29 protein-coding genes are annotated in these 26958 nt (G+C 58.4%); 12 read left to right on the forward strand and 17 right to left on the reverse strand.

Translation table 11 applies throughout. From position 1 onward, the window contains the following. Positions 1 to 266 precede the first annotated feature (266 nt). Both ASE50_RS08850 and ASE50_RS08855 read left to right on the forward strand, forming a co-directional pair. Positions 267 to 515: a hypothetical protein gene (locus tag ASE50_RS08850; protein ID WP_156347536.1), complete on the forward strand. Its 249-nt coding sequence runs from the start codon at positions 267 to 269 to the stop codon at positions 513 to 515. Continuing rightward, positions 515 to 1051 (forward strand): hypothetical protein, encoded by a 537-nt coding sequence (locus ASE50_RS08855; protein WP_056398722.1) that lies wholly within the window; start codon positions 515 to 517, stop codon positions 1049 to 1051. The genes ASE50_RS08850 and ASE50_RS08855 overlap by 1 nt, the downstream gene beginning before the upstream one ends. Before the next feature lie 97 nt (positions 1052 to 1148). Here ASE50_RS08855 and ASE50_RS19500 read toward each other — a convergent pair whose 3' ends face one another. Beyond that, positions 1149 to 1361: a DUF5818 domain-containing protein gene (locus ASE50_RS19500; RefSeq protein WP_082438924.1), complete on the reverse strand. Its 213-nt coding sequence runs from the start codon at positions 1359 to 1361 to the stop codon at positions 1149 to 1151. A gap of 128 nt (positions 1362 to 1489) precedes the next feature. Between ASE50_RS19500 and ASE50_RS18765 the strand changes: the two genes are divergently transcribed. Continuing rightward, the gene (locus tag ASE50_RS18765) at positions 1490 to 2278 is read left to right on the forward strand and encodes a hypothetical protein (protein WP_156347443.1); all 789 of its coding nucleotides are present in this window, start codon (positions 1490 to 1492) and stop codon (positions 2276 to 2278) included. A gap of 124 nt (positions 2279 to 2402) precedes the next feature. Next, positions 2403 to 2873, forward strand: coding sequence for a hypothetical protein (locus ASE50_RS18770; RefSeq protein ID WP_156347444.1), 471 nt, complete (start codon positions 2403 to 2405; stop codon positions 2871 to 2873). Positions 2874 to 2984: 111 nt separating this feature from the next. Here ASE50_RS18770 and ASE50_RS08865 read toward each other — a convergent pair whose 3' ends face one another. The 5 genes from ASE50_RS08865 to ASE50_RS08890 form a co-directional block, all read right to left on the reverse strand. Further along, a complete protein-coding gene (locus ASE50_RS08865; protein WP_156347445.1) occupies positions 2985 to 3296 on the reverse strand; it encodes a hypothetical protein in 312 nt (103 codons plus the stop codon). Positions 3297 to 3312: 16 nt separating this feature from the next. Further along, positions 3313 to 3693: a hypothetical protein gene (locus ASE50_RS08870; protein WP_056398734.1), complete on the reverse strand. Its 381-nt coding sequence runs from the start codon at positions 3691 to 3693 to the stop codon at positions 3313 to 3315. A gap of 31 nt (positions 3694 to 3724) precedes the next feature. After that, positions 3725 to 4720: a hypothetical protein gene (locus ASE50_RS08875; RefSeq protein WP_056398737.1), complete on the reverse strand. Its 996-nt coding sequence runs from the start codon at positions 4718 to 4720 to the stop codon at positions 3725 to 3727. Next, positions 4720 to 8445, reverse strand: coding sequence for a hypothetical protein (locus ASE50_RS18775; RefSeq protein WP_156347446.1), 3726 nt, complete (start codon positions 8443 to 8445; stop codon positions 4720 to 4722). Before ASE50_RS18775 ends, ASE50_RS08875 begins: the two co-directional genes overlap by 1 nt. Positions 8446 to 10995: 2550 nt before the next feature. Beyond that, entirely contained in the window at positions 10996 to 11460 is a 465-nt protein-coding gene (locus tag ASE50_RS08890) for a DUF6950 family protein (protein WP_056398743.1), read from the reverse strand. Positions 11461 to 11505: 45 nt separating this feature from the next. Between ASE50_RS08890 and ASE50_RS08895 the strand changes: the two genes are divergently transcribed. Next, the gene (locus ASE50_RS08895) at positions 11506 to 11877 is read left to right on the forward strand and encodes a hypothetical protein (protein WP_056398746.1); all 372 of its coding nucleotides are present in this window, start codon (positions 11506 to 11508) and stop codon (positions 11875 to 11877) included. A gap of 75 nt (positions 11878 to 11952) precedes the next feature. Next, complete coding sequence (locus tag ASE50_RS18780) at positions 11953 to 12561, forward strand: hypothetical protein (protein WP_156347447.1); 609 nt, start codon at positions 11953 to 11955, stop codon at positions 12559 to 12561. A gap of 9 nt (positions 12562 to 12570) precedes the next feature. On the opposite strand, the gene ASE50_RS08900 is transcribed toward ASE50_RS18780, so the two are convergent. Together ASE50_RS08900 and ASE50_RS08905 are read right to left on the reverse strand one after the other, a co-directional pair. Continuing rightward, on the reverse strand, positions 12571 to 14289 hold the full coding sequence (locus ASE50_RS08900; RefSeq protein WP_056398749.1) for a terminase large subunit domain-containing protein: 1719 nt from the start codon (positions 14287 to 14289) through the stop codon (positions 12571 to 12573). A gap of 32 nt (positions 14290 to 14321) precedes the next feature. Then, complete coding sequence (locus ASE50_RS08905) at positions 14322 to 14621, reverse strand: hypothetical protein (protein WP_056398751.1); 300 nt, start codon at positions 14619 to 14621, stop codon at positions 14322 to 14324. A gap of 146 nt (positions 14622 to 14767) precedes the next feature. Here ASE50_RS08905 and ASE50_RS18245 point away from each other — a divergent pair, with 146 nt between their 5' ends. Beyond that, complete coding sequence (locus ASE50_RS18245) at positions 14768 to 16330, forward strand: hypothetical protein (RefSeq protein WP_082438926.1); 1563 nt, start codon at positions 14768 to 14770, stop codon at positions 16328 to 16330. A gap of 219 nt (positions 16331 to 16549) precedes the next feature. Here the strand turns inward: ASE50_RS18245 and ASE50_RS18785 are convergent, their stop codons facing one another. From ASE50_RS18785 to ASE50_RS08915, 4 genes are all read right to left on the reverse strand, one after another. After that, a complete protein-coding gene (locus ASE50_RS18785) occupies positions 16550 to 17803 on the reverse strand; it encodes a DUF6161 domain-containing protein (protein WP_156347537.1) in 1254 nt (417 codons plus the stop codon). A 159-nt stretch (positions 17804 to 17962) separates the two neighbouring features. Continuing rightward, on the reverse strand, positions 17963 to 18259 hold the full coding sequence (locus ASE50_RS18250) for an HNH endonuclease (protein WP_082438927.1): 297 nt from the start codon (positions 18257 to 18259) through the stop codon (positions 17963 to 17965). Next, a complete protein-coding gene (locus ASE50_RS18255) occupies positions 18259 to 18513 on the reverse strand; it encodes a hypothetical protein (protein WP_082438928.1) in 255 nt (84 codons plus the stop codon). The genes ASE50_RS18250 and ASE50_RS18255 overlap by 1 nt, the downstream gene beginning before the upstream one ends. After that, a complete protein-coding gene (locus ASE50_RS08915; protein WP_056398757.1) occupies positions 18510 to 18719 on the reverse strand; it encodes a hypothetical protein in 210 nt (69 codons plus the stop codon). The genes ASE50_RS18255 and ASE50_RS08915 overlap by 4 nt, the downstream gene beginning before the upstream one ends. A 175-nt stretch (positions 18720 to 18894) precedes the next feature. Here ASE50_RS08915 and ASE50_RS08920 point away from each other — a divergent pair, with 175 nt between their 5' ends. Both ASE50_RS08920 and ASE50_RS08925 read left to right on the forward strand, forming a co-directional pair. Beyond that, on the forward strand, positions 18895 to 19326 hold the full coding sequence (locus ASE50_RS08920) for a hypothetical protein (protein ID WP_056398760.1): 432 nt from the start codon (positions 18895 to 18897) through the stop codon (positions 19324 to 19326). Between the two features lie 164 nt (positions 19327 to 19490). Next, complete coding sequence (locus ASE50_RS08925; protein ID WP_056398765.1) at positions 19491 to 19892, forward strand: DUF6232 family protein; 402 nt, start codon at positions 19491 to 19493, stop codon at positions 19890 to 19892. 53 nt (positions 19893 to 19945) lie between these two features. On the opposite strand, the gene ASE50_RS08930 is transcribed toward ASE50_RS08925, so the two are convergent. Both ASE50_RS08930 and ASE50_RS08935 read right to left on the reverse strand, forming a co-directional pair. Then, positions 19946 to 20305 (reverse strand): DUF2958 domain-containing protein, encoded by a 360-nt coding sequence (locus ASE50_RS08930; RefSeq protein ID WP_056398767.1) that lies wholly within the window; start codon positions 20303 to 20305, stop codon positions 19946 to 19948. Next, complete coding sequence (locus ASE50_RS08935) at positions 20305 to 20613, reverse strand: hypothetical protein (RefSeq protein ID WP_156347449.1); 309 nt, start codon at positions 20611 to 20613, stop codon at positions 20305 to 20307. The genes ASE50_RS08930 and ASE50_RS08935 overlap by 1 nt, the downstream gene beginning before the upstream one ends. 159 nt (positions 20614 to 20772) lie before the next feature. On the opposite strand from ASE50_RS08935, the gene ASE50_RS08940 reads away from it, so the two are divergent. Further along, on the forward strand, positions 20773 to 20955 hold the full coding sequence (locus tag ASE50_RS08940) for a hypothetical protein (RefSeq protein ID WP_056398775.1): 183 nt from the start codon (positions 20773 to 20775) through the stop codon (positions 20953 to 20955). A gap of 214 nt (positions 20956 to 21169) precedes the next feature. On the opposite strand, the gene ASE50_RS08945 is transcribed toward ASE50_RS08940, so the two are convergent. From ASE50_RS08945 to tsaD, 3 genes are all read right to left on the reverse strand, one after another. Then, positions 21170 to 22927 carry a recombinase family protein gene (locus ASE50_RS08945; protein WP_056398778.1) on the reverse strand — a complete coding sequence of 586 codons (1758 nt, stop codon included), beginning with the start codon at positions 22925 to 22927 and terminating at the stop codon, positions 21170 to 21172. 122 nt (positions 22928 to 23049) lie between these two features. Further along, complete coding sequence (locus ASE50_RS08950; RefSeq protein WP_056398780.1) at positions 23050 to 24024, reverse strand: NAD(P)H-dependent glycerol-3-phosphate dehydrogenase; 975 nt, start codon at positions 24022 to 24024, stop codon at positions 23050 to 23052. Beyond that, positions 24021 to 25061: a tRNA (adenosine(37)-N6)-threonylcarbamoyltransferase complex transferase subunit TsaD gene (gene tsaD / locus ASE50_RS08955; protein ID WP_056398785.1), complete on the reverse strand. Its 1041-nt coding sequence runs from the start codon at positions 25059 to 25061 to the stop codon at positions 24021 to 24023. The genes ASE50_RS08950 and tsaD overlap by 4 nt, the downstream gene beginning before the upstream one ends. A 308-nt stretch (positions 25062 to 25369) precedes the next feature. Here tsaD and hemC point away from each other — a divergent pair, with 308 nt between their 5' ends. Continuing rightward, positions 25370 to 26281 (forward strand): hydroxymethylbilane synthase, encoded by a 912-nt coding sequence (gene hemC / locus ASE50_RS08960; protein ID WP_056398788.1) that lies wholly within the window; start codon positions 25370 to 25372, stop codon positions 26279 to 26281. Next, positions 26278 to 26949 (forward strand): uroporphyrinogen-III synthase, encoded by a 672-nt coding sequence (locus ASE50_RS08965; protein ID WP_056398792.1) that lies wholly within the window; start codon positions 26278 to 26280, stop codon positions 26947 to 26949. The genes hemC and ASE50_RS08965 overlap by 4 nt, the downstream gene beginning before the upstream one ends. Positions 26950 to 26958 lie beyond the last annotated feature (9 nt).

The following is a 26958-nucleotide window of genomic DNA, read 5'->3' on the forward strand; positions in this document are numbered from 1 at the left end:
TAGAGGAAGTAAGCTGCCGCCGCTGCGCTTCTTACTATGTATGGGTCTTACCAAGGTAGAGCCGAGAATAATGACATTTTATTCGCTCAGGCCGTATAGTGGTTGGGTAGCAGCATACTGCCATATGGCTTTGCTGGTAAATAGGTCGGACGCAACGAGCACGACGTTATAGCGCCTCAAAAGTTTCTGTTTCCCTTCGCAAGTGGGATAGCGGAACCCCCGGATTGGTCGTGCTCTCCGGGGGTTCTTTTCATTTGGAGCACGACATGACAATCAAATCACAGTTCGAATACGTTGCGCAGGCTCAGGCTGACGGAACGACCCTCCACACATTTGTTGGCACGTCCTACGAATGGGACTGGCCTGCCCTAAGTGCGTTTTGTTCTCAACACAGGATGAAGGGTAGCGCATGGTCATGTGGTGTCGATGAGCACGGCGCTTTTGAAGAGTGTGAGGTATACACGACCGATCCTGATGTCGCGATGCTGTTCAAGCTGACATGGGTAGGTGCGTAATGGTCAACCGTGCCGATCTTCGCCCCGGCATCCTTGAGACCCTATGGGATCAGTATTGCAAGGTGCTGAAATTCCAGAAGGTCAACAACAACATCACCGTCACGATGAGTTTAGATGAGTACCTGAGCCTATGGTCGAAAGCCCGTATTGCTACCATCGAAAAGAAGATAGCCAAGGGTGGCAAAGCACTCTTCCATTATTTCAACAGTGGTAGCTGTCGTCCTGTTTGCGGCTGGGTCACGCGCGAAGCACGAGTGATTGGCGGCACGATGACTGTCGCAGATGCCAGGATCATGAAAGCCGAGGACAGCTTGAAGATGTTCCGCTTTCAGACTGGCGATAAACACGAAGACGCTTCCAAGGCGAAAATCGGAAATGCCAAGCGGGGCGTCAAACAGACCGAGGAGCATATCAAGAAGCGGATAAAGGGTCAGTTTGGCGTAAAGCGCGGACCTATGTCGGAGGAAGCCAAGGCCAAGCTGCGCGCAACACGGGCAGCGAACATTGCCGCCAGGACAGCCGGTAACATACCCTGACACAGACGCCCGTTAAGCCCCGTCAGCAATGGCGGGGCTTCGCTGTACCCTGAAACGCGCTAAGGCCCTCTGCGGGCTGCGTAGGGCGACCGAGAAGCTATTCTGGCATGATACGCCCGACATCCAGAAGATCGAACCCGTCGCGGACGCCCTCGACGCGCACGCGCTTGCCGACCAGTCGCCTTGCTCGCCAAGCCAGAATGGGGCCTACGTCGAGCCGCCAGCGGCGGCCTCCGTCAACGCGGAGAACCAGTTGGCCGTGATTCTCGTTCAGCCAGCCCGTTTCAATGTGAAGTGTACCGAACGGCATATTTTCCTAACTGGCTTACGGCCCTTCAGTTCGTCTAATTTCGGAAAAAACGTCTATGACAAATTTTGTTGGATTTTTGTTGGATTTCACCTGCCACCAATCTGTCTCCACAAAGAGGAGTACGGCCGTTGGCTACAGATATTATCGTTACCGGGCGCTATAGTGCAGGTGTACCAACCTTTCATAACTATAATTTCACACAGAGTGGTGAACCAGCGAACTCGCCATCTTATGACACTACTGCTCCACAAAACCCTGCAACTGGTGATGTGAGCGTTAACGTAAATGTATCCATTGACAATCCTGCGAACCAAGCTAAGGCGATCGAAGCCGCCAACAATGTTGCCGATGCGGTGGCTAGGATCATTACGGCGGCCTCGAAGCTCCCTGCAGGAACTGTCATTCCGCTTCCTAACGGTAACAGCATTACCGCTGGAACGCTACTGTATGACCTTCAGCGAACGAAATTTGTAATTACTGACCGCCCTACAACCAATTCTGGCGTAGGTAGCGCCAATAGAGTGACGATGACGGACACGCTTCATTTCGCGTCGTTCGCAGAAGGTACCGGAATATCCGGTTATACTGCGCCGGGCTATAACGGTACCGGAGTTATTGGTATCATCATGCACGAAATGAGCCATATGACATCTCATGGCTACAATAACTATCTAGACTCAGTTCGGTACTTCAATCGAGAAAATGCCGAGCGGAAGCTTAAAAACGTACCGTTCTATGGATCAGAATATGGTAATGCGAATGAGATGTTCGCTCATTTGGGTAGCCTGTCGATGGCAGGAGCCTTGCAGCTCGATGTTTCGACCTACAAAGTCTTGATGGAGGGGGGAGTCTTTAAAGATCAATCGTATCGTGCTCCGGTGAACGTTTATAACGATCGCAAGGCTGAAAACGAGTAACGAACACGGAAGATCGCGTCCTTTTTACGATAGATCAAACTGAAACAGCTAAGCCCAATCCAGTTTGACACGGTTGTGGAAGCAGCTATCATCTTGCTTCCAAACGACAATGTAGTTGGGTTTTATGTTTCTTTTTGCCACAATCCTCGCCTCGTTCGTCGTCATGCCTGCAGATCGCGTCGAGGCGTGGATTGTCGCCGAGCAAGGAGAACCTGCCTATGCTTCTGTGTCTTGGGACCGGCTGCCCACTGAGGCGGAGGTAAAAGCGTTACTGCCGCAAGCGAAAACAGGAACGGGCTACGCGCATCTTCGGTGCGCGTTGATAGCACGAAACGGGCAGCTGACGCGTTGCAAAACAGATCACGGCGACGTTAATCTGAAGACGTCACTTGATCCAGATTACGAGCGAGCAGGCTTATTGGCTGTTAAGTATTTTAGAGTTGACCGCGAGTTAGCGAAGAAGTGGCAGGGCAGAAGCTATTCGATTGTTATAAACGTTGCTTTCACTAACGGTACTGGCGTACGTGTCTGGGGAAACTGTTATCCATTTTGCCAAGCCGGCTTGCCGAACGCACCTGTCCCGCCAAACCGCTAAGGTGCGAGCCGAACGGCTCTGATGTGTAGCTATGCCGGCGACAAGTTTGGTCGGTTTAGCTGTGGCGGATCGAACGTCCTAAAGCGACGACTGCGTTTAATACAACGCAAGTCACCGTTGCGTTGGAATGTGAACACTGCGCTCGATCGTCGTTTCGACCTTTGCCACCGGCTTGTGGGGTAAGACGTTTTGCACGCCCAACATGCCCAGAACGCCGAATAGTGCACCAGCGGCGGCGGTGAGCACCTTGTAACCAGTGCTCAGGCCTTTTGCGCTGCCCTGCATTTCGCTGCGCCAAACCTCCAGGTCACGCACCCGGCTTTCCAAGCTGTCCGCGCGGCGGCTCTGTGCGTCCAGCTTGTCGTTCATGCTTTTGAAGCCGTCATCGACCCGCTGATCCAAGCGGATGAGCAGGTCGCGCATGTCCTGGGGGATCATGTCAGCTTACCGTTTCGCCGTTGCTGGCGTCAGAAGGATAGGGTGGAAGGGTCGTGTCGCTTGAAGCGGGTTCAGTCACTGGGGCCGATGGATCGACCGGCGTAGTCCAATTTGCAACCTGAATGCCGAGGTTTGTCATTCCGTTGTAGATTGCTTCAAGCCCGATACCGAAGAACATATCGTCCTTGGGGCCGTTGTTGCGCAACTCGCTGACCTGCTCGTGGATCGAAATGAACTCGTCGCTGTCCACGATAGGTTGAAGCAGCGCAAAAAGTTCATGGCGCTTGAGTGCGATCTTGTACGCCTCGTTCTGATCGTAGGCGGCAAGCGCCTGCCGCATTTCTTGCGCCTGTTCCGAGGTGATGATATTTGTTTCAGACATGTGGGGGTTTCCCCTTCTTGTTGCCCACTATTTAGAGGTTGGTCACGTCTACCGTGGAAAATTTCGCATTTGTCTCGATGCGAATTTCGTTCGTACCACCGGCTGAAGACGAGAAAATGAGCGCCGCGCTTGCGCGAAAACTGTTGTCATTCAGCGATCGAATGGCAGCGCGATAAATTGTCACGCCAGCCGAACCCGTACCACCTGCACCGCCGCCTGCTGCGCTCTTGTGGAGATAGAAGCCGGGTTCGTTGATAACGACCGCAATCTTCTTGCCTGCGGGTTCGGTGAAGTCGGCTTCATTACCAGCAGTCATGTTGAAGACTAGGTTGGCGCGAAGAATACGCATCACAGGAACGCTCGTGTCGCCCATCAACGTGCCTGTGCTGTCATACCAGCGCGCGCCGATGCCACGGCTCAAAGCAGGATAGACCTTACCGAACGCATACCAATCGATCGTGTTTGGGACGATTGGCCCGAACGTGATCCTACAGGTCGTGGCGTCAATCATGACCACCCCCGCCAGATAGATCGAGGCATTGCCGGAGTTGCGTACCGCGATAACCGGGGTCTTGCCATCCGGGCAGTAGACATCAGCCGTGGCGGCTTCACCCGAACCCGCGCTGACCGTGCCCCTGCCGATAAGCTGTAGAGCGAACATAGTCTCATCCAGCGTAATCGCGCTGCCGTCTTCGGTACGGCACTGGAAACCCGCACGGGTGCCATTCGTCACAGGGTTGTAGGACGTATTGCCCGCACCGACACCGTACATGACGGAACAGGGAGGGCCGCCAGTCCAACTCATCGTATTGCCTGAAAAGCTGAACTGTTTGGGATGGTTCTGAGACGTGCTGCTGTAAGGAACGATCGCAGCAAAAGGCACACCGGCGGCGAACCGCGCATCCGTCAGGCTACCGGCGTTCTCATTAAGCGTAACGGTATCGAAGACGCGGTTGACGGTATCAACCTGCGTGTCGAGGATCAGCCCGCCGTTGTCGGGGTTCCACTGTCGGATACCGTAGCCCATCAGTAGATACCGCTTTGGAAGACGAGAACGCCGTTGGCATTGTAAGTCTTTATACCGGTGTTCGTGTATTCCGTTCGGACACCTGAGCTTGCCGACTTCACGTTGAGGTTGCCCGCAAATGTGACGTCGCCAACGATGTCCACACCCGCGCCGCCATTGCTATCGGAGCGAACCGTAATCTGCGCGCGGTTGTTGCCCGCCACCGCAACGGCCTGCCAGTAGGAGGACGAACGGCCATTCAGGGTAGTGATCGAACCTTCTGCCGTGCTGACGCGCGAACCCAGTCCGTTTAGTGAAGTCTCAACCGTTGATGTTCGCGAAGCGACTGCCGACACCGCGTTAGCACGGGCTGTTTCTTCCGCTGCGATCCTCGCAATTGCGCCACTGGGGCCATTCAGGTCATTATTGACCTTCTGCGCGAGGATTTCACCGGCCGTGGCGGCTCGCATAACAACGCGGTGCCAGACGCCACGGAAGAAGCCGAAGTTCGTGCCACCCTGAAAACCTGACCAACCTGACATGAGGTAGAGGTTCGCGTTGCCGGTGTTGGCACCGTTGTAGAACAACCAAGTGAACTGGCGGTTCGCAGTTCCGATATCGCCAACACGGCCTGCCGTATCAGCGTTCGTCGCAAAGCCGAAGTTGAACGCATAGCCGTTGTTGAAGTTACAGTGGACGCCAGAACCACTCCAGTTGCCGTCCTCACCCGTGATGTCGACCTCAAAGGCATACCAACCCGGTGCGACATTGAAAATGGGTTGGGTGATGCCATTGTTGATGCCATTGCGATCAATCTGGAGAGGGGCGGGAGCACCATAGCGGCTGTCGCGGGGACTTGCGCCAAGGAAGGCTCCGTTGTCCTGTGACCAGCCGTTCCAGTAGGGGGGGATGCCACCTGCACCGCGACCAACCCAACCCGGCGAGTTGAAGATGCCGTTGCGAAGCATGTTGCTCGCTTCAGTGCTGACCTGCGCTTCAACTACGGTGGTGCGTCCCGCGACACTGCTTACCGCACTTGCGCGGGTTGTCTCTTCGACAGCAATGCGAGCCTTCAATGCTGAGTTACCGTCCGTGCCGCTGTTGACCGTGCTTTCCAGATTTGTCGCACGGGTTGCCAGCGCGCTATCGGCAGTTGCGCGAACACCTTCCTCTGCTGTGATGCGAGCATTCGCTGATCGCACGGCACCCAGCATGGCGTTGAACGGCGTCTCGGTGCCATCAACCAGTTCGACCATCGGACGACCAAAGGCCTGATATGCGCCGTTCGTTGCGTAAAATTGGTATGCCCGGTGGATGGGCTGGTATCCCGCCGGGTGGAAGCAATAATTCCAACCTCCTGCGACCCGCTCGCCCGTGAGTATGTCATAGATACCCGCACCATCGTGCGTCATGTCCACGCTGTTGCGCGGGAAGATGAAGCCGGTGAACAAGTACCATTTGCCCGGTGTAACGGAGCCATAGGCAAAATAGGGATTGTCTGCGCCGGTCGTCGTGTTGAGGTGGCAGACGTTGCCCGTCCCCCAGTAACTGGATCGTGCCCCAACTGGGTCCAGCGCCGCGATCGGCACGGAGAAGCGGTATGTTTTATCGGGGTCGAGCGGCGCGATCGGGCCGCTGTTCCATCCACCAGCATTTTGACCGCTGCCGTCTGCCTGACAGAGCCATGCGTCGCCGCTGGAGCCATCTGGCATTGCGAGGCCGCCGAAGTTGGAGCCGTGAGGAAACTGAACAATCTCGTTTCGCTGACCGCCGTTCAGCGCCCACGGGATCGCTGCGCCCTTCTTCCACCAGCCCACGTCCGCAAGGTTCTTGCGGTTGTTCTTGACCATCGTTTGAAGGCCTGACGCGGTTGCTCCGGTCATCTGACTTTCAAGCGTCGTAGAGCGGGTAGCCAGCGCGCTGTCTGCTGTAGCGCGAGCGCCTGCTTCCTCCGTAACCTTGGAGATCGCCTCTTCGGCGACCGTTACGTCTCGGATGCTTAGGCTGTGAAGGCGAACCTCCATGTCCGGCGTTGAAGCTGCATCGCCATCGTTCTGCATCCATGGTCGAACGGCTACCGTCTCAGGCGGCAAGGAGATCGTTTGGTCGAAGCGATTATAGCCAGCGGTGTACCTGTTCGCGGCACGAACACCGATCCATGTCACCGAGCCGTCTGCACGTCGGATCATGACGCCTGCGGCGCTGTTCGTCGGTGAAAACTGGCCAGAGGCGTACCCGCTAACCCTGAGTTTGCGACCGCCCCAAGCACCTGATATCCATTCAAGTCCCTCGAAGCAGTCGCGCACTCCTCGGATGAGCAGCACATATTGACCGCTCGGCGGTACGGGCTGGTTGTAGTCGACTGGTTTGAAAGCACTCGCCCCACCAGTCCAATCACCGGGGTTGCCGTCCTCGAATGTCCCCTTGCGGATGAGGTCACCCGATGCGAACCCTTCCGTCCTCTTGGCCCGGCTTTCGAGGGTTGTCGCGCGCAAAGCGAGTGTGCTGTCGGCGGTGGATCGCGTTGTCTCTTCGGTCGCGATACGCGACTTCAACGCCGCGTTACCATCCGTACCGCTGTTGACCGTACTCTCGAGCGTGGTTGCGCGTGCAGCCAAGGCGCTGTCTGCGTTGGCACGGGCAGTTTCTTCCGTACCGATGCGAGCGTTCGTTTGCACGAACGTCTGCTTGCCTGATCCGGGGCTATAAGGGTTCCACTCAGTCTGCCCTTCTTTCGCCGCACCAACATAGGGATGGAAGAACCACGCGACCGGATTGCTCACCCCATTGTCATAAACGCGCCATGCGAAACGGGCGGAAACAGCGGTTGCGGGAACCTTGAAGGCTTTGACGCCGGTAATGTCCCACCCGTTTAGATCGGGACCACCAGCATTGATGCGCGCACCATAGATTTCACCGGCGTACGCAACTTCCGCCCCATTCAAGTCGTAGAAGAAGAGGGTCGTCCAAGATTTTGCACGATGCGAGGAAGTATAGGCGTAAAATTGTATCCATGACGCTGGAACGACTGCGAAGGCGTCGGAAATAACCTGTGTGTAAGATCCAACCGGCGGTGTGTTCGTACTGAACAGTCGCAGGACCGTTTCGCCGCGAGGGTTCCAATAGTCGCCGGTTTGCGTTTCAAGAGGATTGAGGCCAGCGCCATTGTGTGGAACCGCCCAGCCGGTCGTGGTTGTGAACTCGGTATTGCCCAGCAGATTGCCAGCGCCTCGCGATGCCACTTCCAACTTCGTCGTCCTGGTGGCAACTGCACTATCTGCGTTAGCCCTCGCAGTTTCTTCCACCGCGATACGTGCCTTGAGCGCGCTGTTGCCATCTGTCGTGCTGTTGACGGTCGTTTCGAGGTTGGTAGCGCGGTTCGCTAGTGCCGTGTCCTTGTTGGTCAGCGACGTGAAGTTCTCACTGATCGTAGTTGTGTGGCCATTTACGGTAGTCGTGAGGTTGGTTACGGTGGTTGTAATCGCACCTTCCGTACCCTTGGCACGGGTAACTTCCGCCGCCAGATCGTCATTGGCTTTCTTCGCGTCGGCCTTTGCAACCGAAATATCCGTGTTAAGCGTCGCCTTCTCAGCCGTGAGTTCATTACGCGAAGTCGCAAGGTTGTTGTTGATCGTGGTATTGATGCCTGGGATGGTGGTGGAAATTAGAGTATCCAGGGATACCCATCTTTGAGACAACGTCCGCAACCGGAATAGAACCGACGCTTGAACCCACTGGCGCACCATAGGTGGCATTCATGCGCTGACCGACTTGTATCCAGTCAATTTCCCAAGTCTCGTTTGGACCAGTGCTGAGATCGAAGCGCAAGCGGTTCAGGGTTCCGTCAACGTAATCGGTGCCACCCAGCGCGAGATTGCTCATGTCCCATTCCACGACGGTCCAGACGTTTCGCGTGTTGGGATTGGTGGGCAGGCGAAGCGTGTATTGCTCGCTGTCGCTGTGGTTCTGGTTTCCGTAGTAGACCTGTCCCTGCCACGTCATCGCTGCCGACGTTGGGCGCATACGGATGCGGATTATGGATGCGGAGCGACCCGGCATGTTGACCGGCACGGACAGAATGGGATCGAGCGACGTGGTTTCCATTTTCAGGATGCCGTTGGCGACCGAAAGCGTCGCACCGGACGCGGTAAAACCCTGCGTGGTGTTGTTGCTGAAATCGTAGGTGGCTGTCGCGCTGTAACCCGCGCTGGCGTTCATCACCTCGTCGCTGCCGATCGTCTGGTTCGTGCTGCCGATGAGGTTTGTACCGACCTTCGCACCAACAGTCGCACCCGCCTGAATGCCGCCCAGCTTGCTACCTTCGGATGAGTTAATATCACCGAGGCCGGTGGGCGTTTCCTTCACGTCGTCGTAGTTGATCGCAACGGCGGCAGTCGCCACGCTGGCGTTGACCCAGGGCGAATAGACGGCACTGGTCATGCGGAAGCGCGCTTGCACTTCAACGGTGATGCCCGGTGCGTTCGAGGTGAACGTGAACGTGCCTACCTTGGGGTCGAAGAGCGCAGCTTGCTCGCTCCAACCCTCAGTGCCTTGCGGACGGCTGCGAATTTGGATGCCCTGAACACGACCGCTCAATTCCGGCGTCCAGGCGACATGGACTTCCGACACGTTGATGCCGTTGGCACCGCTGTAGCTGTCGCTGGCCAGGGTCAGGTTGGCAGGCGTAAGGGTCTTGCTGGCGTCATGACCCTGCGGCCTGATCGACGCCGGCAGGGGCTTCTCTTCCCGATCCCACGCATAGATCGCAGGGTCTTCCTCGCGTAGCGTCATCTGGAAGAACATGTCGTGGCTTTCGGCCTGCTCGATCACGCGGAACAGTTTGTTGTTCCAGCCTTCGGCGGGCAGCGACAGCGTGATGACGGAGCCGACTTCCACGGCGAATGCCTTGGGGCCGAACGTTGCGCTGAACATGCCGGGGGTCAGGTATTCGCGAAGCAGGAATTGCTTGGCGATGCGCTGACAGGTTTCGGCGCGACTTACTGCGCCAAGGTCCAGTGACAACGTGCGGGGGATGCCGTCAGCAAGCGGCTCCTGCTCAATGGGGTCGCCCCAATCGGTGAGCTGGTAGAGTTCCAATGGATTGGCAAAGCGGCCACGAACAATGTTGAAACGCTCGCGCGACGGGGGCGCTGGGTTCCAGATATAGGGGCTGGCACCATTCGAGGGCGCAACGAGGTCGTCAGCCGTGAACTCAATCTTGGGACCGGCGGTGTCGTCATAGCCACCAACGAGGCAGTAGACGCCGCCACGGTCGGTCATCTTGCACGAACCCATCGTGGCCGTGATGCCATTGATGATCGTCTCGTGGCTGTCCATGGTCGAAAAGATGCCGTCCACGGTGTAGCGTTGGACGGTGGAGCCGCCTTGCATCGCGACGCGCTCTTCGCAGAGGTTGGCGTAGGTGCGGAAATTATCGAAGTCGATGCGGTGCGCAGGGATGCCCATGCCCCACACCAGTTTGCCGTTGATGCGCCAGCCGATCAGGTACGTGAGCAGCGCGAGTGCCGGATTGCGACCGATCTCAACGGATCCGTCGCGGAATGCCCATGTGTCCTGGTTGTTGATGCGGTGAGCGCCGGAGCCGCCGCGCGTGCTGTCGCGGCGAGGGTCATAGAGCGGGCAACCATCAACGATCGTCGTCAGGCGTTGCGGAATGCCGCTTTCCCATACGTCTGGGTCCAGCTTCCAGAACGGGACGTAATAGGCGCAGCCGGTGAAGGTGCTGGCGCTGTTCCAGTAGCGACCCGTGCCAACGGGAATGGCGTTGCCGGGCCTGCCTTCCAAGACGTACCGGAATGGATTGGCAGGAGCGAAACCGCCATGCTTGGCGACGAGCGCGCCGTTCGACCAAACGAGGTCTTCTTCGACGTAAAATTCTTTGACCGCGCTGACGCGGTGCGAAGCCAGCGCAATGACCTGGGCGTAACCGTCGATCTTGCTTTTCGGGAAGTCGAGGTCGCCTTCGAAGAAGCGAACGTCCTGACCGCCTGCGGTCGTACCGAACACGATCTTGCGCGCGGCGGTCGGCACCACACTGGTGTTGAGGCGGTCGGCCAGCGACTGCGACATGCTGGGCGGCTTGGCGAACATGCTCGCTGCGGCGGTCAGCGCCATGGTCAGGCCCATTCCGATCAGCGCAGACGAGATCGTCGCTGCTGCGACCGTGACACCCAGTGAACCCGCGACACTGGCTAGGACTGCTGCGATCTGCGGCGCAAAGACGATGACCGCGACGGCGACCGCGATGACCAGGACGGTTTTAACGACCTTACCCATTAGCGAACCTCCTCGATCGAGGGGGCGGCCACGAAGGGCAGGGAGAATGCTTTCGTGCAGTCGACCGTGGGAACCGCGACAAGCCCGTTCTGGCCGTGCTCTTCGCCGACGAACCAGCTATGCAGGCCGACGCAAACGCCGAGCGTGTTGCGGTCCTTCATCACGATATCGCCGCGCTGGGCGAACACCGGATGCTTGGGCTGACCTAGCCAGGCCGTGACCGTCTTGAGAAGCGTACCCTCGCCGTGTTCTCGCAGCGCAAGCGCAGAACCCGTCCTGCTATCGTAGGTGCCACGGAAGGCCTCGCCGGGATCGGTCCCGGTCATTGCCTTAATCGCTTCTGCGGCGAAGAGAGCGCAGTCGTTGGAACCCCATTTGAAGGGTTCTTCCCGCTTGCGGTCCAGATATACAGCTAGGCGCTCTTCCCAGTCGGGGGCGCGAACAAGTTCGGATGGCTTTTCCATCCAATACTTAGCATCGTAAGGACCGGCAGGTTAGGGAGAGACGATTTGGCCGTTTCAAAGCGTAAGATCGAAAAATGTCTCGCGACGATCGAAGCGATTGTTTCGAACGACAGCGTTGATCAGTACGTCGTGGGATTTACCCGAAAATCCGCGATTACTAAGGGGGACGATTACCGTCGCGAAGGTTTTGAGCACCTTGTCATTCTGGAAGACAAGATGGATCGGGTAACTGGCTTGCAACTCGAGACGGCGCTTCAACAGCTTACGATGCTCGGAGAAGACGGCGCGGTTCTCACCCAAAAGTATCATCATGAGAAGGCTGGCAAGCGTACTCAGTTTCGTAGTTCAGGGGCGTCGACGGCGGACGAGAGCATGAAGGAATGTTCCGTCTATGTCGCTTGGTGGTGCAAACCCTGAGCAATGCCGGATGTAGCGCCATACTGAATGTTTCTTGACGCTGGATATCGAGTAGGACCGCTGATACACGGTTTCATGCTCGACAATCTTCGCACTTCCTATGCTACGACCATGCGGACCTCGTTAGTGGCCATTGCCTTGTCGGGGTGCGGCAAGGTTCCGTTTACCGACGAGAGCTTTGGTGCAATAGCGGCTTGCGAAGAAAAATTGACTAAAGGCCTAGTGTCGCCGTCAAGCTACAAGCGGATTTCTGCAACTTACAATACCACGGACTTTTCGTTCGAAGATTACTGGGAAAAACAAGGAGGCGATGCTTGCCGACCTTATACCGATGGAGAATGTGAGGACACAACTAAATTGCTTCGCGCAATGAGTGCGAAGAATTGGCTTCTGTCGAAAAATGATATCAAAGCAGGCAAAGATACAATCCAAATTTTTGATCAGAACATGTACAAGCCGTTTCCTAAATCTACAACGAAACAGAAATTGCGGGCTGACCGCGAATATCTCGAATGGTCATATAATTTGGGATATGGCAAGGGCAAGCCGGAGAAGCATCCTGCTGCCATCGTGTCCATAAAGTATGACGCCGTGAACAGCTTTAACGCACCCCTTCGTTCAACCCAGATATGCCGCTTCCCTCCGACGCGCGATGAAAAGTATTCAACCTACGATATATATTGACGCCTTGCACTAGCGTAGCTGGTTCCAAGGCATGTTCTGCTGCGCCATAATGCGCTCACCCATCAAGTCCCAGCCGGTGGCTTTGGGCTTGGAAGGCGCGGGACTGCCGTTGGCGCAGGCTGCGGTATAATCCTGCGAGGTATCGGCGGGATCGAACCGCTTCTGGTCCATGTAGTTGGAGCCGGTGGCGTTGCTGATAAGTCCGGCGTGGCCCTCAATGGCCAGCACGAATTGATGTGACTGCCCATCATTGCTGACCTTTACGGTATCCATCGTCCCGCTGCGGACACGACGGAAGACCCAGGTCGGTGGTGTGCCGGGCATTGGCGCTGCGATCATGAGGGCGCGCCACAGGGTAGCAGTGCGACCCTGATACTCATCGGGATGAACCGACGCTGCTGAGATAGCCGTGCTGGGGCTGCTAGGGATAGCCAGTGCGATTTCCAGCGGATCGCTGCCCGACATGGAGAACGAGTTATCGCCGATGCTGATAACGACACCATGAACCAGCGGCTCAAACTTCTTGCCGTTCAGGACGCTATCCGTGCTGCCCTGCACCTCCAGCGAATGCGATCCGGTCCAGATATTGATGGTTTCGCTTTTGAAATCCAGCGATGCCATAAGGGCCGTGGTGATGCCTGCCGCTTCAAGCGCCGCGAGGATTTCCGTGTGCGCAGCGTAGCCCTTACCGGCAACCTGATCGAACGGCAGGGCGTCCGCGTTACCGTCCCAGTCCTTCATGTTCACCCAAGCGTTGCCGCTCGACTGCCAGACATTCAGGTGCTTGGTCAGTAGGCCGGGCTTTTCGCTCGGCACGTTCAACGCGTTCTGCCAGTATTCCTTCAGCTTGGCCTCGGAGAACGACACGCCCACGTTGGGGTTGGCCTTCTTCCACACCTCGAAATCCCGCCAGTCGTCCTCTGGATCGATCGTATAGATGGCGCTGAAACGACGAGGATCGGTTGTCTCGCCGAATAGGATTTGCTCGCATTGCGCTTGCAGGAGGCGGCAATCGCCGGCCTCGTTAAAACCTGCGGTGGTAATGGTCAGCAACAGGGGCTGGCGACGAGCGCCCATACCTGTCCGCATCGTCTCGCGCTGGCGGCCGAAGTTCTCGTTCTCGTGCGCTTCGTCCAGGATGGCGAGGTGCGGGTTCGATCCGTCGGGCGGATCACCGATCATGGGTTCGAGGAAGGAGCCGTCGCGCAACTCGATGCGCTTCTTGCGGATCGTCACGCCCCAATGGGTCGCAAAGCCCGGTGCCTTGGTGGCCATTTCCCGGCAGGGGTCGAAGCAGTATGCGGCCTGCTTGAGACTGCCCGCACCGATGTAAACCTGAGCACGTGGCTCATAGTCCGCGACCAGCATGTACTTGGCGATGACCGCCGCGAACGTGCTCTTGCCGTTTTTGCGGGGGACGAAGATAAAGGCTTCGGTGTGTTTGCGCAGCCCATGCGCGTCCACGAGGCCGAAGATCGCGGCCAGGATGAACACCTGCCACGCCTCCAACCGGAGGGTCAGTTTTTTAGAGGCTAAAGTTCCGTCGAGGTATGGGAAGCACTGCGCGAACAGGCAGACGCGCTCCACCTTCGCCGCGTCGAACGTCCATTCGTCGCTTTCGACGTCTGTGAGGAAGCGTTCGCAAGCGGCCTTGATCTGCCAACATGCGGGGATCGCGAGTTCGGGAACGGCGGGGCGCGCTACCTGACGTGCGTATTGGATCGCCACATCGGCGAAATGTCCCTTGCCCTTGCGTACGGTCAGGCGTCGGGGAGAGCGGCCCAGGGATTGGCGTCTGGGGAGAGGGCGTTGGCCGTGGTGCCGGTGGTGGTGCGCGCTGCAAGGCCACTGATCCCCAGTAGCTCAGCCAGTTTGCGCTTCTCGCTTAGGAATGCCGCGCGAGGTACGTCGCCGTTAGCGAATGTGGCGCGACAGACAGCTTCAATGGAGCAGTAGGTGGCGAATGTGGTGGAGTGGCTGACGTTGATGCCGTTGGCGACAACGTGTTCGATCTCTTCAAACCACACGTCTCTGGCCGCTGCCGTGAGGTAATCGGGCATCACGGGCTTACTGGACGGGCCAGTATCGTGCGGTTGCTTGGGCTTGGGTCCTCGTTTCACCAACTACTTAGCGGCGGTCGACAGACCTTGACCAGCGCATAGGACTGTCGGATGTAACGGTGATTGGTAGGCCGACGGAGACCTTGATGCCGGGCGAAGATAACAGCGGACTTCAAGAGATCCACAAAATCTTTCTGGACGTTGATAAGCGTGCGGAACGCTCTACCGGGGAAATCCTGGACGCTACGTTTGTAGACTCCGCCCCATTATTTGATGTTCTCTCGACCAGAAACAATCAGGTTGTATACGGCCGTAGAGGCACCGGGAAGACGCACGCATTACGGTACCTACAGAAGCAACTCGCAAAGAGTAGTGCCGTTTCGCTGTACATCGATATGCGAAATGTGGGTTCGAATGGTTCCATTTACGGTGATACAAGTCGCTCAGTTCCCGACAGGGCGGGAATATTAGTTCGCGACGTCCTCACAGCTTTACTCGACGAATTTTATGCGATCTCGGTGGAGGCGCTTGACACCTCTCGGGAGCCAGCTCGAATTGCTTCGTGCTTAGACGATTTTGGTACTGCAATTTCGGAGGTGCGAATATCCGGACCCGTAGAAGAGGAAACGTCTGACACAAGTGTAAGCAAGAAGGCTGGTGAAGCGGAATTGTCTGCCAAGATTTGGCCAATTCCCGGTTTTGATGCCAAAGCAAAGGTATCAAAAGCCTCAGACACAACAGATGCTCGAAAGTTCAAGCGTAGTGGGATTGAGAAGTTCCATATAAACTTCGGAAAAACTGCGTCCGCTTTATCGGCATTAATTTCTGCATTGGGCGTAGAGCGAGTCTGGCTTCTGGTAGACGAATGGAGCGAAGTTCCTATCGATCTGCAACCATACCTTGCAGATTTGATACGGCGGACTCTCCTGCCCGAAAGACTGTTGACGGTTAAGATAGCCGCGATTGAGCATCGATCTCAATTTATCATTCGTGGCGAACGAGGGAGTTACGTTGGGGTCGAGTTAGGGGCTGATATTGCGGCCGATCTCAACCTTGATGACTTTCTCGTTTTCGAAAATAGTGCTGGTCGCTCCGTTGAGTTCTTCAAAACGCTACTTTTCAAGCATCTGAAGGCCTCTGACACTGCACCAAATGATATCGCGAATGGCGACGAGCTAATATCTCGTTTGTTCAGTCAGTCCCCGGTGTTCGAGGAATTTGTTCGCGCGGTGGAGGGGGTGCCACGAGATGCCCTAAATCTAGTGACGAAAATGGTTACTAGAGCATGGGGGCGGAAGATAACTGTCCAAGACGTTCGTGGAGCAGCACAGGACTGGTATATACAGGACAAAGCGCGAGACATCCGTGATAATCACACGCTCGGTAGCTTGTTGGAGCATATAATCACCGAGGTGATAGGAAAGCGGAAAGCTCGTGGGTTTTTGTTTGCGGCTAATACCCGCAATGAGTTGATAGACACTCTGTTTGATGCTCGGGTGCTGCATATCTTGAAACGTGGCACTTCGTCACATGACGAACCGGGCGTAAGATACGACGTCTATAAGATTGATTACGGGTGCTATGTAGAATTGATCAATACCAGTAAGGCTCCAGGCGGCCTTTATCAGGAGGATGAAGATAGCGAGTTCGTGGAGGTTCCAAAGGACGACCATCGATCAATCCGTAGGGCGATTTTGCGGCTGGATTGATGCTTAGGTATTTTAATTCATGCTCGCGTCTTTTTGAGGGGGTGGCTGTTGCACCGAGGGCCCATTCCTCAGATTTTGACAGCCCCTCCCTCTGCTGCTCGCCTAGGGTGTCAAAGACGCTCACACAGGGGCGAAGCGGTGAGGGGACGTGCCTGGGTAGCGTTCTGGGGCCGGTGATCGTGCTGACGATCGTAGGGGGGGGGCTTGTTGCTCGCGATCCTACTTGCCAGGGCTGCTGGCCAAGCCTGCAATAATTGCTGCCGGCGAAATCGCGGGTGGACTATCTTCCTTGACCATGCCGTCGGCGACAGGTCGGAACAGTACCGCCAACATGATAGCACGATCGGCATCGGTGGCCTTACCCTCCTTCGTCAAACTCAGGTACGTCTCGGTCAATGCCGACCGACCTTTTGCGTCTATAGCTAAGTGGTGTTCCATCGAGTATAAGCGGACGAGTAGCTTCATAGACCAGATATACATCGTCAAAAATATAAGGGTCGCTGCAGAAGACGTGAGAAGCTGATACTTGAATACCTCACTAAGACGTTTGATTGTAGTAGGCGTGGCCTGCGGAATTTCAGCCGCAATATCGCCAAAGAGCCATCCACTGTAAACAAACGCTGCAACCGACACTGCGATACATGCTACAAGGCCGCCAATGCCTATTCCTATCATCCAAAATCTACGAACCCGAAGTTGCGCTCCGTGTTGCAATGCGCGGTCGTTCCACAATGCTACTGGTGCCTGTAACTGATTTTGCTCTTGGAATGTTCTTATCCAATTATCTATACGTTCATCGGCTTCTTTCGCAACGTCATCAACTTTATTCAGCGATGAACTGGCAGAAGCACTGACCATGCTATCGATATCGGATAGCTTATTTTTCATATTTGTTTCGTAAGTGGCCAGTTGAGACATTGCGCTCGCCGACGACGACCGCTCCCTTGCTTCCATATCGGCTATAGATTCCGCAACGAATTGCAGATTAATTTGAAGATTATCGAGTCTATGACTTGCTTCAGAAAGTTTGGCTTCATATCCGCGCTGTTTTTCATTGGCTTTATCGTAACTCGCGGTGCTTGAACCGTTCAATTGCTGTTGAAGGGCACGTTCAAACATTAGTGTTGGGATCGACTGTTGTGGAGAAGTCCAGTCAATGCGACCAGCGCTCACTCCAGCCGCAACTGCGGCCGCTCCCCATCCTTCAAGAGATACCTTATCCTTCACCCATTTCAGGGCATTGAATACCGGCGAATTAGCAGCAACTAATTCAGGTAAACCTGGACGCTCAACAACGTCATCTGATTGCGCCTCGTAAGAATGCTGAAGTGCATCTATTAGCTGTTCCCATGCGTAGAACGGCATCGAGATAGGATGCTGATGCGGGAGGTTTGGTCCAAGGAACTCAGCTTTCCAGGCATCACGTTGTTTTTGGCACCAAATTATAGCTTGTGATAATTCGGAAAATTCCACCGTCCCGCCACGATCGAACTCTAAGTTGATTACAACCAAAGCCATTGGATGTGCCTCACAATCACACGTTTCAGATCAAGCATACGATAGGTCTACGTAAGTCGGAATTAGATTTTTTTCACAACGAGTTACAAGCTGGATGGCCGAGGAGGTATACGTTCAGTAGCCTCTTCGCAGTTTTTGCATATCGTCGCGGGTCTTAGCGACGTGGCAGGCCTTGCACAGCGATTGCGTGTTGTCCCATTCGTCCGGCCCGCCCAGCAGCTTGGGTGTGATGTGATCGACCTCAACCGCTGGCGTGACCAGCCCCTTGGCGCGGCAGTGACGGCATAGAGGTTCGGCATCGAGGCGACGATTGCGCAGCTTGCGCCATTCGTTACCGTATGCACCAACGAGATTGACGGTCTTGGGCTTAACGGCTGGGGCGATGGAAAAGCGGGGTGTTCGTTTGGGCATCACCCACCCAGTCGTGGATCGATCGCACCGTCCGTCAGCTTGAACAGCATCGCGGATTTCAGGCCGTACATCTCCGCGAGCTGTAGAAGGGTTCTTGCTCGTAACGCTCTACGAAGCAGGCGCGTATGTTTTTCATGATGCGCGACAGTGCGCTTGCCCTTTGCTGGGTGCATGAATGCGACGCCGCTTGCCATTACCGCAGCATGGGCGGCTTCGAAGTCAGCGCGGAGGGTTTCAATCGTGACCCCGTTCAAGCGTCACCCCTCATCATCGCTTCAATCTGTGCGGTCTTCTTCGCCAAAACGGCTTCCCATTCCGCGACCTGCATAACTCGCTGGATCGTGCGGTACGTAACACCAACACGAAGAGCGATTGGTGAAATGCGAACGCCAGCGGCAGTGAGGGTCGCTACCGTGTGAAGCAGTTGTGGTGTGATTTCGGTGTAGTGGGTTTTGGCCATAGGGCGGTCCTCTCGTCTAATAGTGATATTTATCGACGTCACGGAGGGCCGTTTTGACTGCCTTCCAGAAGAGCGACGAACCGTTGAAGTCTTTGGTCGCTACTCTGGTGTATTGGACGCAGATGATTGGAACAGGGCGCAACGAGGCGCACTGCTAGATCGGAAAGCAACTACAATGGCTCGTTTCAATCCCGCGCTTCTCGTTCCCGCAGGCCAGATCGAAGGCTTCAGCAAGCAGGGCGCAGCGCGCACCGTTAAGCAAGTGGCGTTGGACAACATTGCGCGCATGAAGGAGCAGTTCGCAGCAGGGGATGCCGCAGAGGGCAAGGTCAACTTCAAGCTGGCAGCGGATCGCGTGGCGTTCACCATTCGCATCAGCAACACGGCGCTGGTGTTGGAACGCACGAAGGTCCAGGACACCGAAGTGGACGTAAAGGAAATGAGCGTTCCCAAAGCCAACTTCACCGATGCGCTCGACTACTATGCGGATCGTATCCGGGCAGGCGAGTATGATGCGCAGCTTGAGGCGCTGTCCGTGAAGAAGGCGACCCGTACGGATAAGATGCGCTCGACCCGCGCCGCAAGGAAGGTCCAGCAACCTGCTTAACGTCGCGTCGTTTTCCAAAGGCCTCGCTACGGCGGGGCCTTTTTGTTGACTTCATCGCAATACCAAGGATTTAGCTAAGCCGTCATTCAAACCAGAGCGCAGGGGCAATCGGGTTGAATGCTCATCAGTCCGATGGGGCTGTATGGCGAACAGAGGGGGCGCTAGTGACGGTTAGGTATCAAAACGGCGACATTACGATTGATAACAATTTCGCGCGGTTTGGCGCGAAGTCGTTCGCGATCAATAAGATCAACAGTGTGGAGGTAAGATCGGAAACCGTCCCAGGATCGAAAGCCTATCGCGCGCTCTGGGCATTGGCAGCGGTTTTCGTGATCCTCACGATATCGAACATCGTTCAGGGAGAAGCGGCAACTGGCTCCTTTGTTGCTGCCGCAGTCTTGGGCCTTCTTGGTTTCTTTATGTGGGAAAAGCGGCACGATGTGACGACCCACAGATTATTTTTGGTGACGTCCAGCGCGGAAGCACAGGCCTTCGTTACTCACGATTGGAACGATATCACGGAGTTGCGGACTGCAATCGAGGACGCGATGGTTCAAACGATCTGAGTTCGGCAGTACCTGATATGGCGAAGCCCCGGTCATGCCGGGGCTTCGTTTCTTTAGGCTCTAATAAAACGCAAATGCCGGCTTTCGGTGGCATACTCGCTCAGGGTCTTTCTGGCCGTCCAATGGATATCGCGCTCGACGCGCAAGCCACCCGGCCCCCTGACTTCCCAAACCTCGTCCAGGCTGATGTAGCCCAGTTCCGGTGTACCAAAGCCCAGATCGGCGAGGCCAAACGCCAGCCCATGGCGGTCAATTTCGGTCAGCAACCAAGTCCCGGACGTCCAAGGAAGAAAGAGCTTACAGGCAGGAGGGAAGTCGCGTTCAGCGCGCGTCCCTTTGAGCGGTTCCTGCTCCTTGCCGTTGGCGATCAGTTGGTCGAGGGCTTCCCTCCCTAGCAGCTTTACGAGGTCCATCAGCGGCCTCCCAGCTTGTAGATGGGTCGATCGCCGGTCCAGTCGATGTTGCTCGCGATCCAGTCGGGCACGAACTCCCAATCAAATGGACCGTCGAAGTCGTCTTTGACCTTTGCCCATTCCGCATCGATCAGGTCCACCCAGCGCAGCACCAAACAGCGTAGTTCGGCAGTCCCCAAGTTGTCCCGGATGCGCTGCGCCTTCTTGCGCAAGCCTTTCTCGCCTGCTCCGCCGTTGAGAATTTCTAGTACAGCTTCCCATACGCAGGCGGCCGTTTCTAGGCTTCCTACTGTGTAACGTTGTTCCATGTGGCGCTCCTTTGTTTGGCCACCAGAACATCAAGCGCCTTCTGAATATTAGGGCAAGCGGAGATGTAGAAGAATTTAAGAGCGACGAATTGCATCTCCTTCTGGTCGCAAGTCTGGTGGCAGACGCCAGAGTGGTGTTATCGAAAACGGAGACACCAAATGCTTAAATCGGTCGACCTCGCAGCTTTCGCCAACTACGCGCTTAACACGTTCGATTGCTCGGAAGATTTCGAGCACGATGCTTTTGCGGTAACGTTCGAAGGCGTTCGCATCTACGTCGAGCGCAAGCGCAGCCACTTTGTCTGCCACGTCGGCAACGCCAAGCATCAGTTGCCCCGCTGATGCGCCCGCTTCGCCAACTTAGCCCAGAGCTGTTGCGCTTCTTCAAAGAGCGCAAAGATAGCTGGAACGACAAACCCGCGCCGATCGCACTCCATCTAAAATTTAGACGGGAACGGGTTCGGGGCACGGAATAGCTCTGGGACGCTCAGAGACGCCCGATACGACGTGACGAAGCCCGCGTGGTATGCGCGGGCTTCGTCTTCTGTCGTCGCCCTTAGAGGACTTCTTTGACGTACTCGTACTTGTCGTCCGGTCGGTCAGGGTGCCAATCGATCTCTCCATCCGGTCCCACGTAAACGACTTTCGTGGCAGCCGTCGGCGTTACCTCGACACACTGGCCATCCTTATCGAACCGCAGATAAAGACCGTTTCGGACCAGAATGTTGATGAACCCGGTTTCATCGCCGTCCATTCGCTCGATCAGGTTCTTTAGGCTCTGATTGATGCGGACGCGGGCGGCATAGCGCGTTTCGGGATCGTCGTGGGTCAGGTCCGCCTTGGCGGCATTGAGAAACGCAATGCTCTCGCTCGGAGAAGCCGCTCCTTGAGCAATTTCCAACTCGCGCCGTAGCCGTTCGCGAACTTCGTTGTCCGCCTCGATCTGCTGCTCAAGCTCGCTGGCTTTCTGCGCCAGCGCCTTGCTGAACACCTCCATCATGTTGGTGACAAGCTGGTCCAGTTGCTTTTGCCGCAGGTCTCTGCCGCGATCATGTTCAGCGAGTGCGCTGGTCAGCCGACCGACCTTACTGTCGGGGGTAAACTCCCGCTGCTCCAACATCCAATGGATCAGAACGTCGATGACGCCGGTTTCAAGATGCTCGTACCGGTAGCTGCGCTTGTTATGACAGTTGAAAGAGCGGAGGTAGTTCGTGCAACGCAGGTAGCTGCGCGGTCCTCTCTGGGTACTGGTCCTGAACGTACCATTCTTGTTGGGATGGCTGCGAACGTACCCGTCCTTCATGATGCCGTTCTGCTTGAGCGTTCCGCCGCAATGAAAACATCTCGCTATGTTTGTGAATAGGTTCGGGAAGTTGAACTGGTTCCGGCCGCCCCAGCCGTTCCGATCAGCCCGCAACGCTTGGACCCGGTTGAACTTCTCCGTCGTCACGACCTGCGGATAATAGTCGGGGATCGTCAGTCCACGTTCGACCTTCACGTCCTTGCCAGCACGTACCTTACTCGTGAACTCGCCGAGAACTGCTCGGTTTGTCAGGTACTTGTGCGTGGTTGATACGTTCCAGCCTTTGCCATCCGCATGTTTGCCCAAGCCCCAGGTCGGCTCGTTTCGAGCGTTCAACTGCTTGACGATCCAAGGGAGGCCTTTGCCCTCGATGTACCAATCGTAAACTTGGTTCAGGACAGCAACGCGATGAGCATTGGGAACGATCGTTCGGATCGTCTCGCCATCTATTCGATCGATCTCCACAGCCAGCCAGCCGGGAGTTATGCCGGTGATCGCGTTCTTGCTGCCGCTTTCCGCTCGATCGATCCGGGCCTGCCATGACGAACGCAGTCGCTTGCTCTTTTTGGCACTTTCCTCGTGCGCAATCTCGGCTTCGACAATGAGCCGCATTGCCTGGCCCATGTCGATGCGCGCACCGGCAGGGTAAATATGATGAGGGCTCCATGTCGCAACTGTGACGCCTCGGCTCGTGAAGCCGCGTATGATGTCGAACGCAGCTTCATACCCAGCGCGCGTCAGACGATCGGTGTTCTCAACGACGAGGACAGCGCCATTCTCGAACAAGCCCGCAACGGCCTTCTTTTCGAACTGGAATAGATGGCTACCCTCGATGCGGTTGCTGCCGTTGAAGGCTGACTTCCCTTCATCGATCAGTTCACGTTCGGCGCTATGCTCCCAGCCGTTGCTTTCAATGAACCGTCGCGCCCCGTCGAGCTGCCGGTTCAAACTGTCGCCGTCGGTTTGCTCCAACGTCGAAAATCTAGCGTATATCCAAGCCGGTTGTCCCATAGCTGCCTCGTAATCCTAAGCGGGTTAACGAGGCGTGTGCTACTGTGTGGGACTGGATCAACGGCGCGAAGGTGCGTGCCCCAGCCGGCGCACAGGCACTGATCGACCGCGTCAAATAGCCGCTACATGCCCTCGCGGCGTAGCGGACGGCTGAGCAGCGTATCGATCACCTGCCCCACCGGCATACCGGTCAGCAGCGCGCCGACCGCCGCCGTCACCGGCATGTCGACGCCGGCGTCGGCCGCCGCCTCGCACAGCACCGGCGCTGTGAACGCCCCCTCCGCGACGGTCCGACGGTCCGCAAGCAGATCGGCGGCGGCGCGCCCCTGCCCCAGCCCGACGCCCAGCGAATAGTTGCGCGACGCGGTCGACGAACAGGTCAGCACCAGATCGCCCAGTCCCGACAGCCCGGCCAGCGTCTCGGCCCGCGCCCCGCGCGCCAGACCGAAACGGGTCATTTCGGCAAAGCCCCGCGCGATCACCGATGCACGGGCATTCTGGCCCAGCCCGGCCCCCTCGACCACGCCACAGGCGATGGCCAGCACGTTCTTGACCGCCCCGCCAATCTCCGCCCCAATCACGTCGTCGCTGGCATAGGGGCGGAAACCCGGTGCCGCCAACCGCTCGGCCAGCCGGTCGCGCAGCGTCACATCGGCACAGGCGAGCGTGACGGCGGTCGGCTTGCCCGCCGCGACCTCGTGCGCGAAGGTCGGGCCGGACAGCACCGCCACCGGAGCCTGCGGATGGACGGCACGGGCGACCTCGCCGACCAGCATCCGGCTGCCTGCCTCGATCCCCTTGGCACACAGCACCAGCGCGCGGTCGCCGACGTCGATTGTCGACAGCACGGCGCGGACATGCTGGGCAGGGGTCACCACCAGCAGCGCGTCGGCCGAGCCGAGATCGGCGCTGTCGGTCGTCGCCCGAATGGCCGATGACAGCTTCACGCCGGGCAGGAAGACCAGATTTTCCCGGGCATCGTTGATCGCATCGGCGACGGCGGGCTCGCGCACCCACAGCGTCACCTCGCCCCCGCGCGCGGCGACCTGTGCCAGCGCGGTGCCCCATGCCCCGCCGCCGATGACCCCGATCTTCATGCCTTCACTCCTGCCCCGCGTACCTTTTCCGCCGACGGATCGAGCGGCCAGCGCGGGCGCGCCGCCACGTCGAGCGGATCGCTATGCCCCGCCATGAACCGCTCCGCCCCGGCCCATGCGATCATGGCCGCATTGTCGGTACACAGCCACAGCGGCGGCGCGACGAAGCGCAGACCGTTGGTTCCGGCCAGCCCCTCCAGCGCGCCGCGCACCGCGCGATTGGCGGCGACCCCACCAGCCACGACCAACGCGCTGACCGGCCCCGCCAGTGTCAGCGCAAGCCGCGTCCGGTCGAGCAGGCAATCGACCACCGCCTGCTGAAACGACGCGGCGATATCCGCCACCGAATAGCGGCCGGCGTCATGCGCGCGCAGCACCGCGCTCTTGAGCCCGGCAAAGGAGAAATGCGGATCGGGCGTACCGAGCAAAGGGCGCGGCAACGGAACCGCCCGCGCATCGCCGTTCAGCGCCGCCGCCTCGACGCGCGGGCCACCGGGATAGCCCAGCCCGAGCACCTTGGCGGTCTTGTCGAACGCCTCGCCCGCCGCGTCGTCGATCGTCGTGCCGAGCCGGCGATAGCGGCCGACCCCGTCGACGCGCAGCAACTGGCAGTGCCCGCCCGATACCAGCAGCAACAGATAGGGATAGGCGAGATCGGGATCGGTCAGCCGGGGCGACAGCGCATGCCCCTCCAGATGGTTGACCGCGACCAGCGGCTTGCCCGCCGCCAGCGCCAGCGCCTTGGCCATCACCAGCCCGACCATCACCCCGCCGATCAGGCCCGGCCCGGCGGTCGCGGCAATCGCATCGACATCGGCCAGCGCCACACCGGCATCGGCCAGTGCGCCCTCGACCAGCGACGGCAGGATCTCGACATGCGCGCGTGCGGCAATTTCCGGAACCACGCCGCCATAGGGGGCATGCGCCGCTTCCTGTCCGGCAAGGCGGTGCGACAGGATCGTGCGGTCGCCACGGACGAGCGCCACGGCGGTTTCGTCGCAGCTGGATTCGATACCGAGGATCAGGGGGGTGGACATCCGGTCGGCCTTAGCGCGGATTGGGGGGTGGTAGGAAGATTGGTTCATTCGGAGGCGCGGAGACGCGGAGAAGAACTAGAAAGGGTTTTGATCGCGCAGAGGCGCAGAGGCCGCAGAGAGTGTGTGCGCCTGTCGCCGCGGCAGCGGCTTTCAGCCAGGCGTCTCCGGATCGCGAGCCATTCACCCCGATCGCACTCCCGCTGCGCCTCTGCGCCTCTGCGCGAAAACAATCTTCTTCTTTGCGCCTTCGTGCCCCCGCGTGAACCAACCTCCTTGCCCCGGTTGAAAGCGGCGGATAGCGAGCAGCCATGACGTTCAAACTAGGCACGCGCGGATCGCCGCTGGCGCTGGTACAGGCGCATGCCACGCGCGATGCGCTGGCGATGGCGCATCGGATCGATCCGGCGACCATCGAGATCGTGACGATCAGGACGACCGGCGACCGGGTGCAGGACCGTGCTCTGGCGGAGATCGGCGGCAAGGCGCTGTGGACCAAGGAACTCGACCGCGCTTTGTGCTGCGGCGAGATTGATGCGGCGGTCCATTCGATGAAGGATGTCGAGACGATCCGCCCGACCGAAATCCGCATCGCCGCGATGCTGCCGCGCGCCGATGTCCGCGACCGGCTGGTCGGGATCGCATCGCTGGCCGAGTTGCGCGAGGGCGGCGTCGTCGGGACCAGCAGCCCGCGGCGCGCGGCGCAGGTGCTGCACCACCGCCCCGACGCCAGGATCGTGCTGTTCCGCGGCAATGTCGACACCCGGCTCGGCAAGCTGGCGGCGGGCGAGGTCGACGCGACCCTGCTTGCCGCCGCCGGCCTCGCCCGGCTGGGGCGGCCCGATGTCGGGACGGCGATCGCGATCGACGACATGCTGCCCGCCCCGTCACAGGGCGCGGTCGGCATCGAAGTGCGCGCCCAGGACGACCGCACCCTCGCCTTCGTCCGCGCCATCGACCATGCGCCGACGCATCAGGCGGTGCGGGCCGAGCGCGGCTTCCTCGCGGCGCTGGGGGCCGATTGCCATTCGCCGGTGGCGGCGCTGGCGACGATCGCGGGCGATGTGCTGACGCTGACCGGGCAATTGCTGGCTCAGGACGGCAGCGCGCAGGTACGGGACAGCGTCAGCGGCGCGATCGACGATATCGACCTGCCGCGCGGGCTGGCCGAACGACTGCTCGCCGTCGCGCCCGAGAATATCGCCAAGCTGTTCGCGCAATGACCGTGCCGATCGCGGTGTTGCGCCCCGAACCGGGCAATGCCGCGACCGCCGCCGCCATCGAGGCGCTGGGCAGATGCGCGATCCGCCTGCCGCTGTTCGTGGTTCTTCCGCTGGCATGGGACGGCCCCGATCCGGACGCGCACGACGCGCTGGTGCTGACCAGCGCCAATGCGGTGCGCCATGCCGGACCGGCGCTGTCGCGCTATGCCGCGCTGCCGGTCCATGCGGTTGGCGCGGCAACGGCCGCGGCGGCAGGCGCGGCGGGACTGCACGTCGTCGCGACCGGCGGCAGCGATGGTCGGGCGTTGCTCGACGCCGCACTGGCCGATGGCGTACGCGCGGCATTGCTGCTGACCGCCCGCGACCGGGCGGTGACGGCGCATCCGGCGGTCATCGCGATCGAAGCGGTCTATGCCAGCGAGGCCGTCGACCCGGTCGACCCCGCCCCCCTGACCGGATCGGTCGCGCTGATCCATTCGCCCCGCGCGGCGCGGCGGCTGGCCGAGATCGTCCCCGATCGCAGCCGCATCGCCGTCGCAACGATTTCCGCTGCCGCCGTCGCGGGCCTCGGCAGCGGCTGGCGGGCGGTGACGGTGGCGGCGCGGCCCGACGACGCGAGTGTGATCGCCGCTGCCATCGCGCTGGCCGACACGCTCGCGCGCGATTGACCCGGCGGA

The sequence above is a fragment of the Sphingomonas sp. Leaf5 genome, assembly GCF_001421155.1.
GTDB lineage: Bacteria > Pseudomonadota > Alphaproteobacteria > Sphingomonadales > Sphingomonadaceae > Sphingomonas.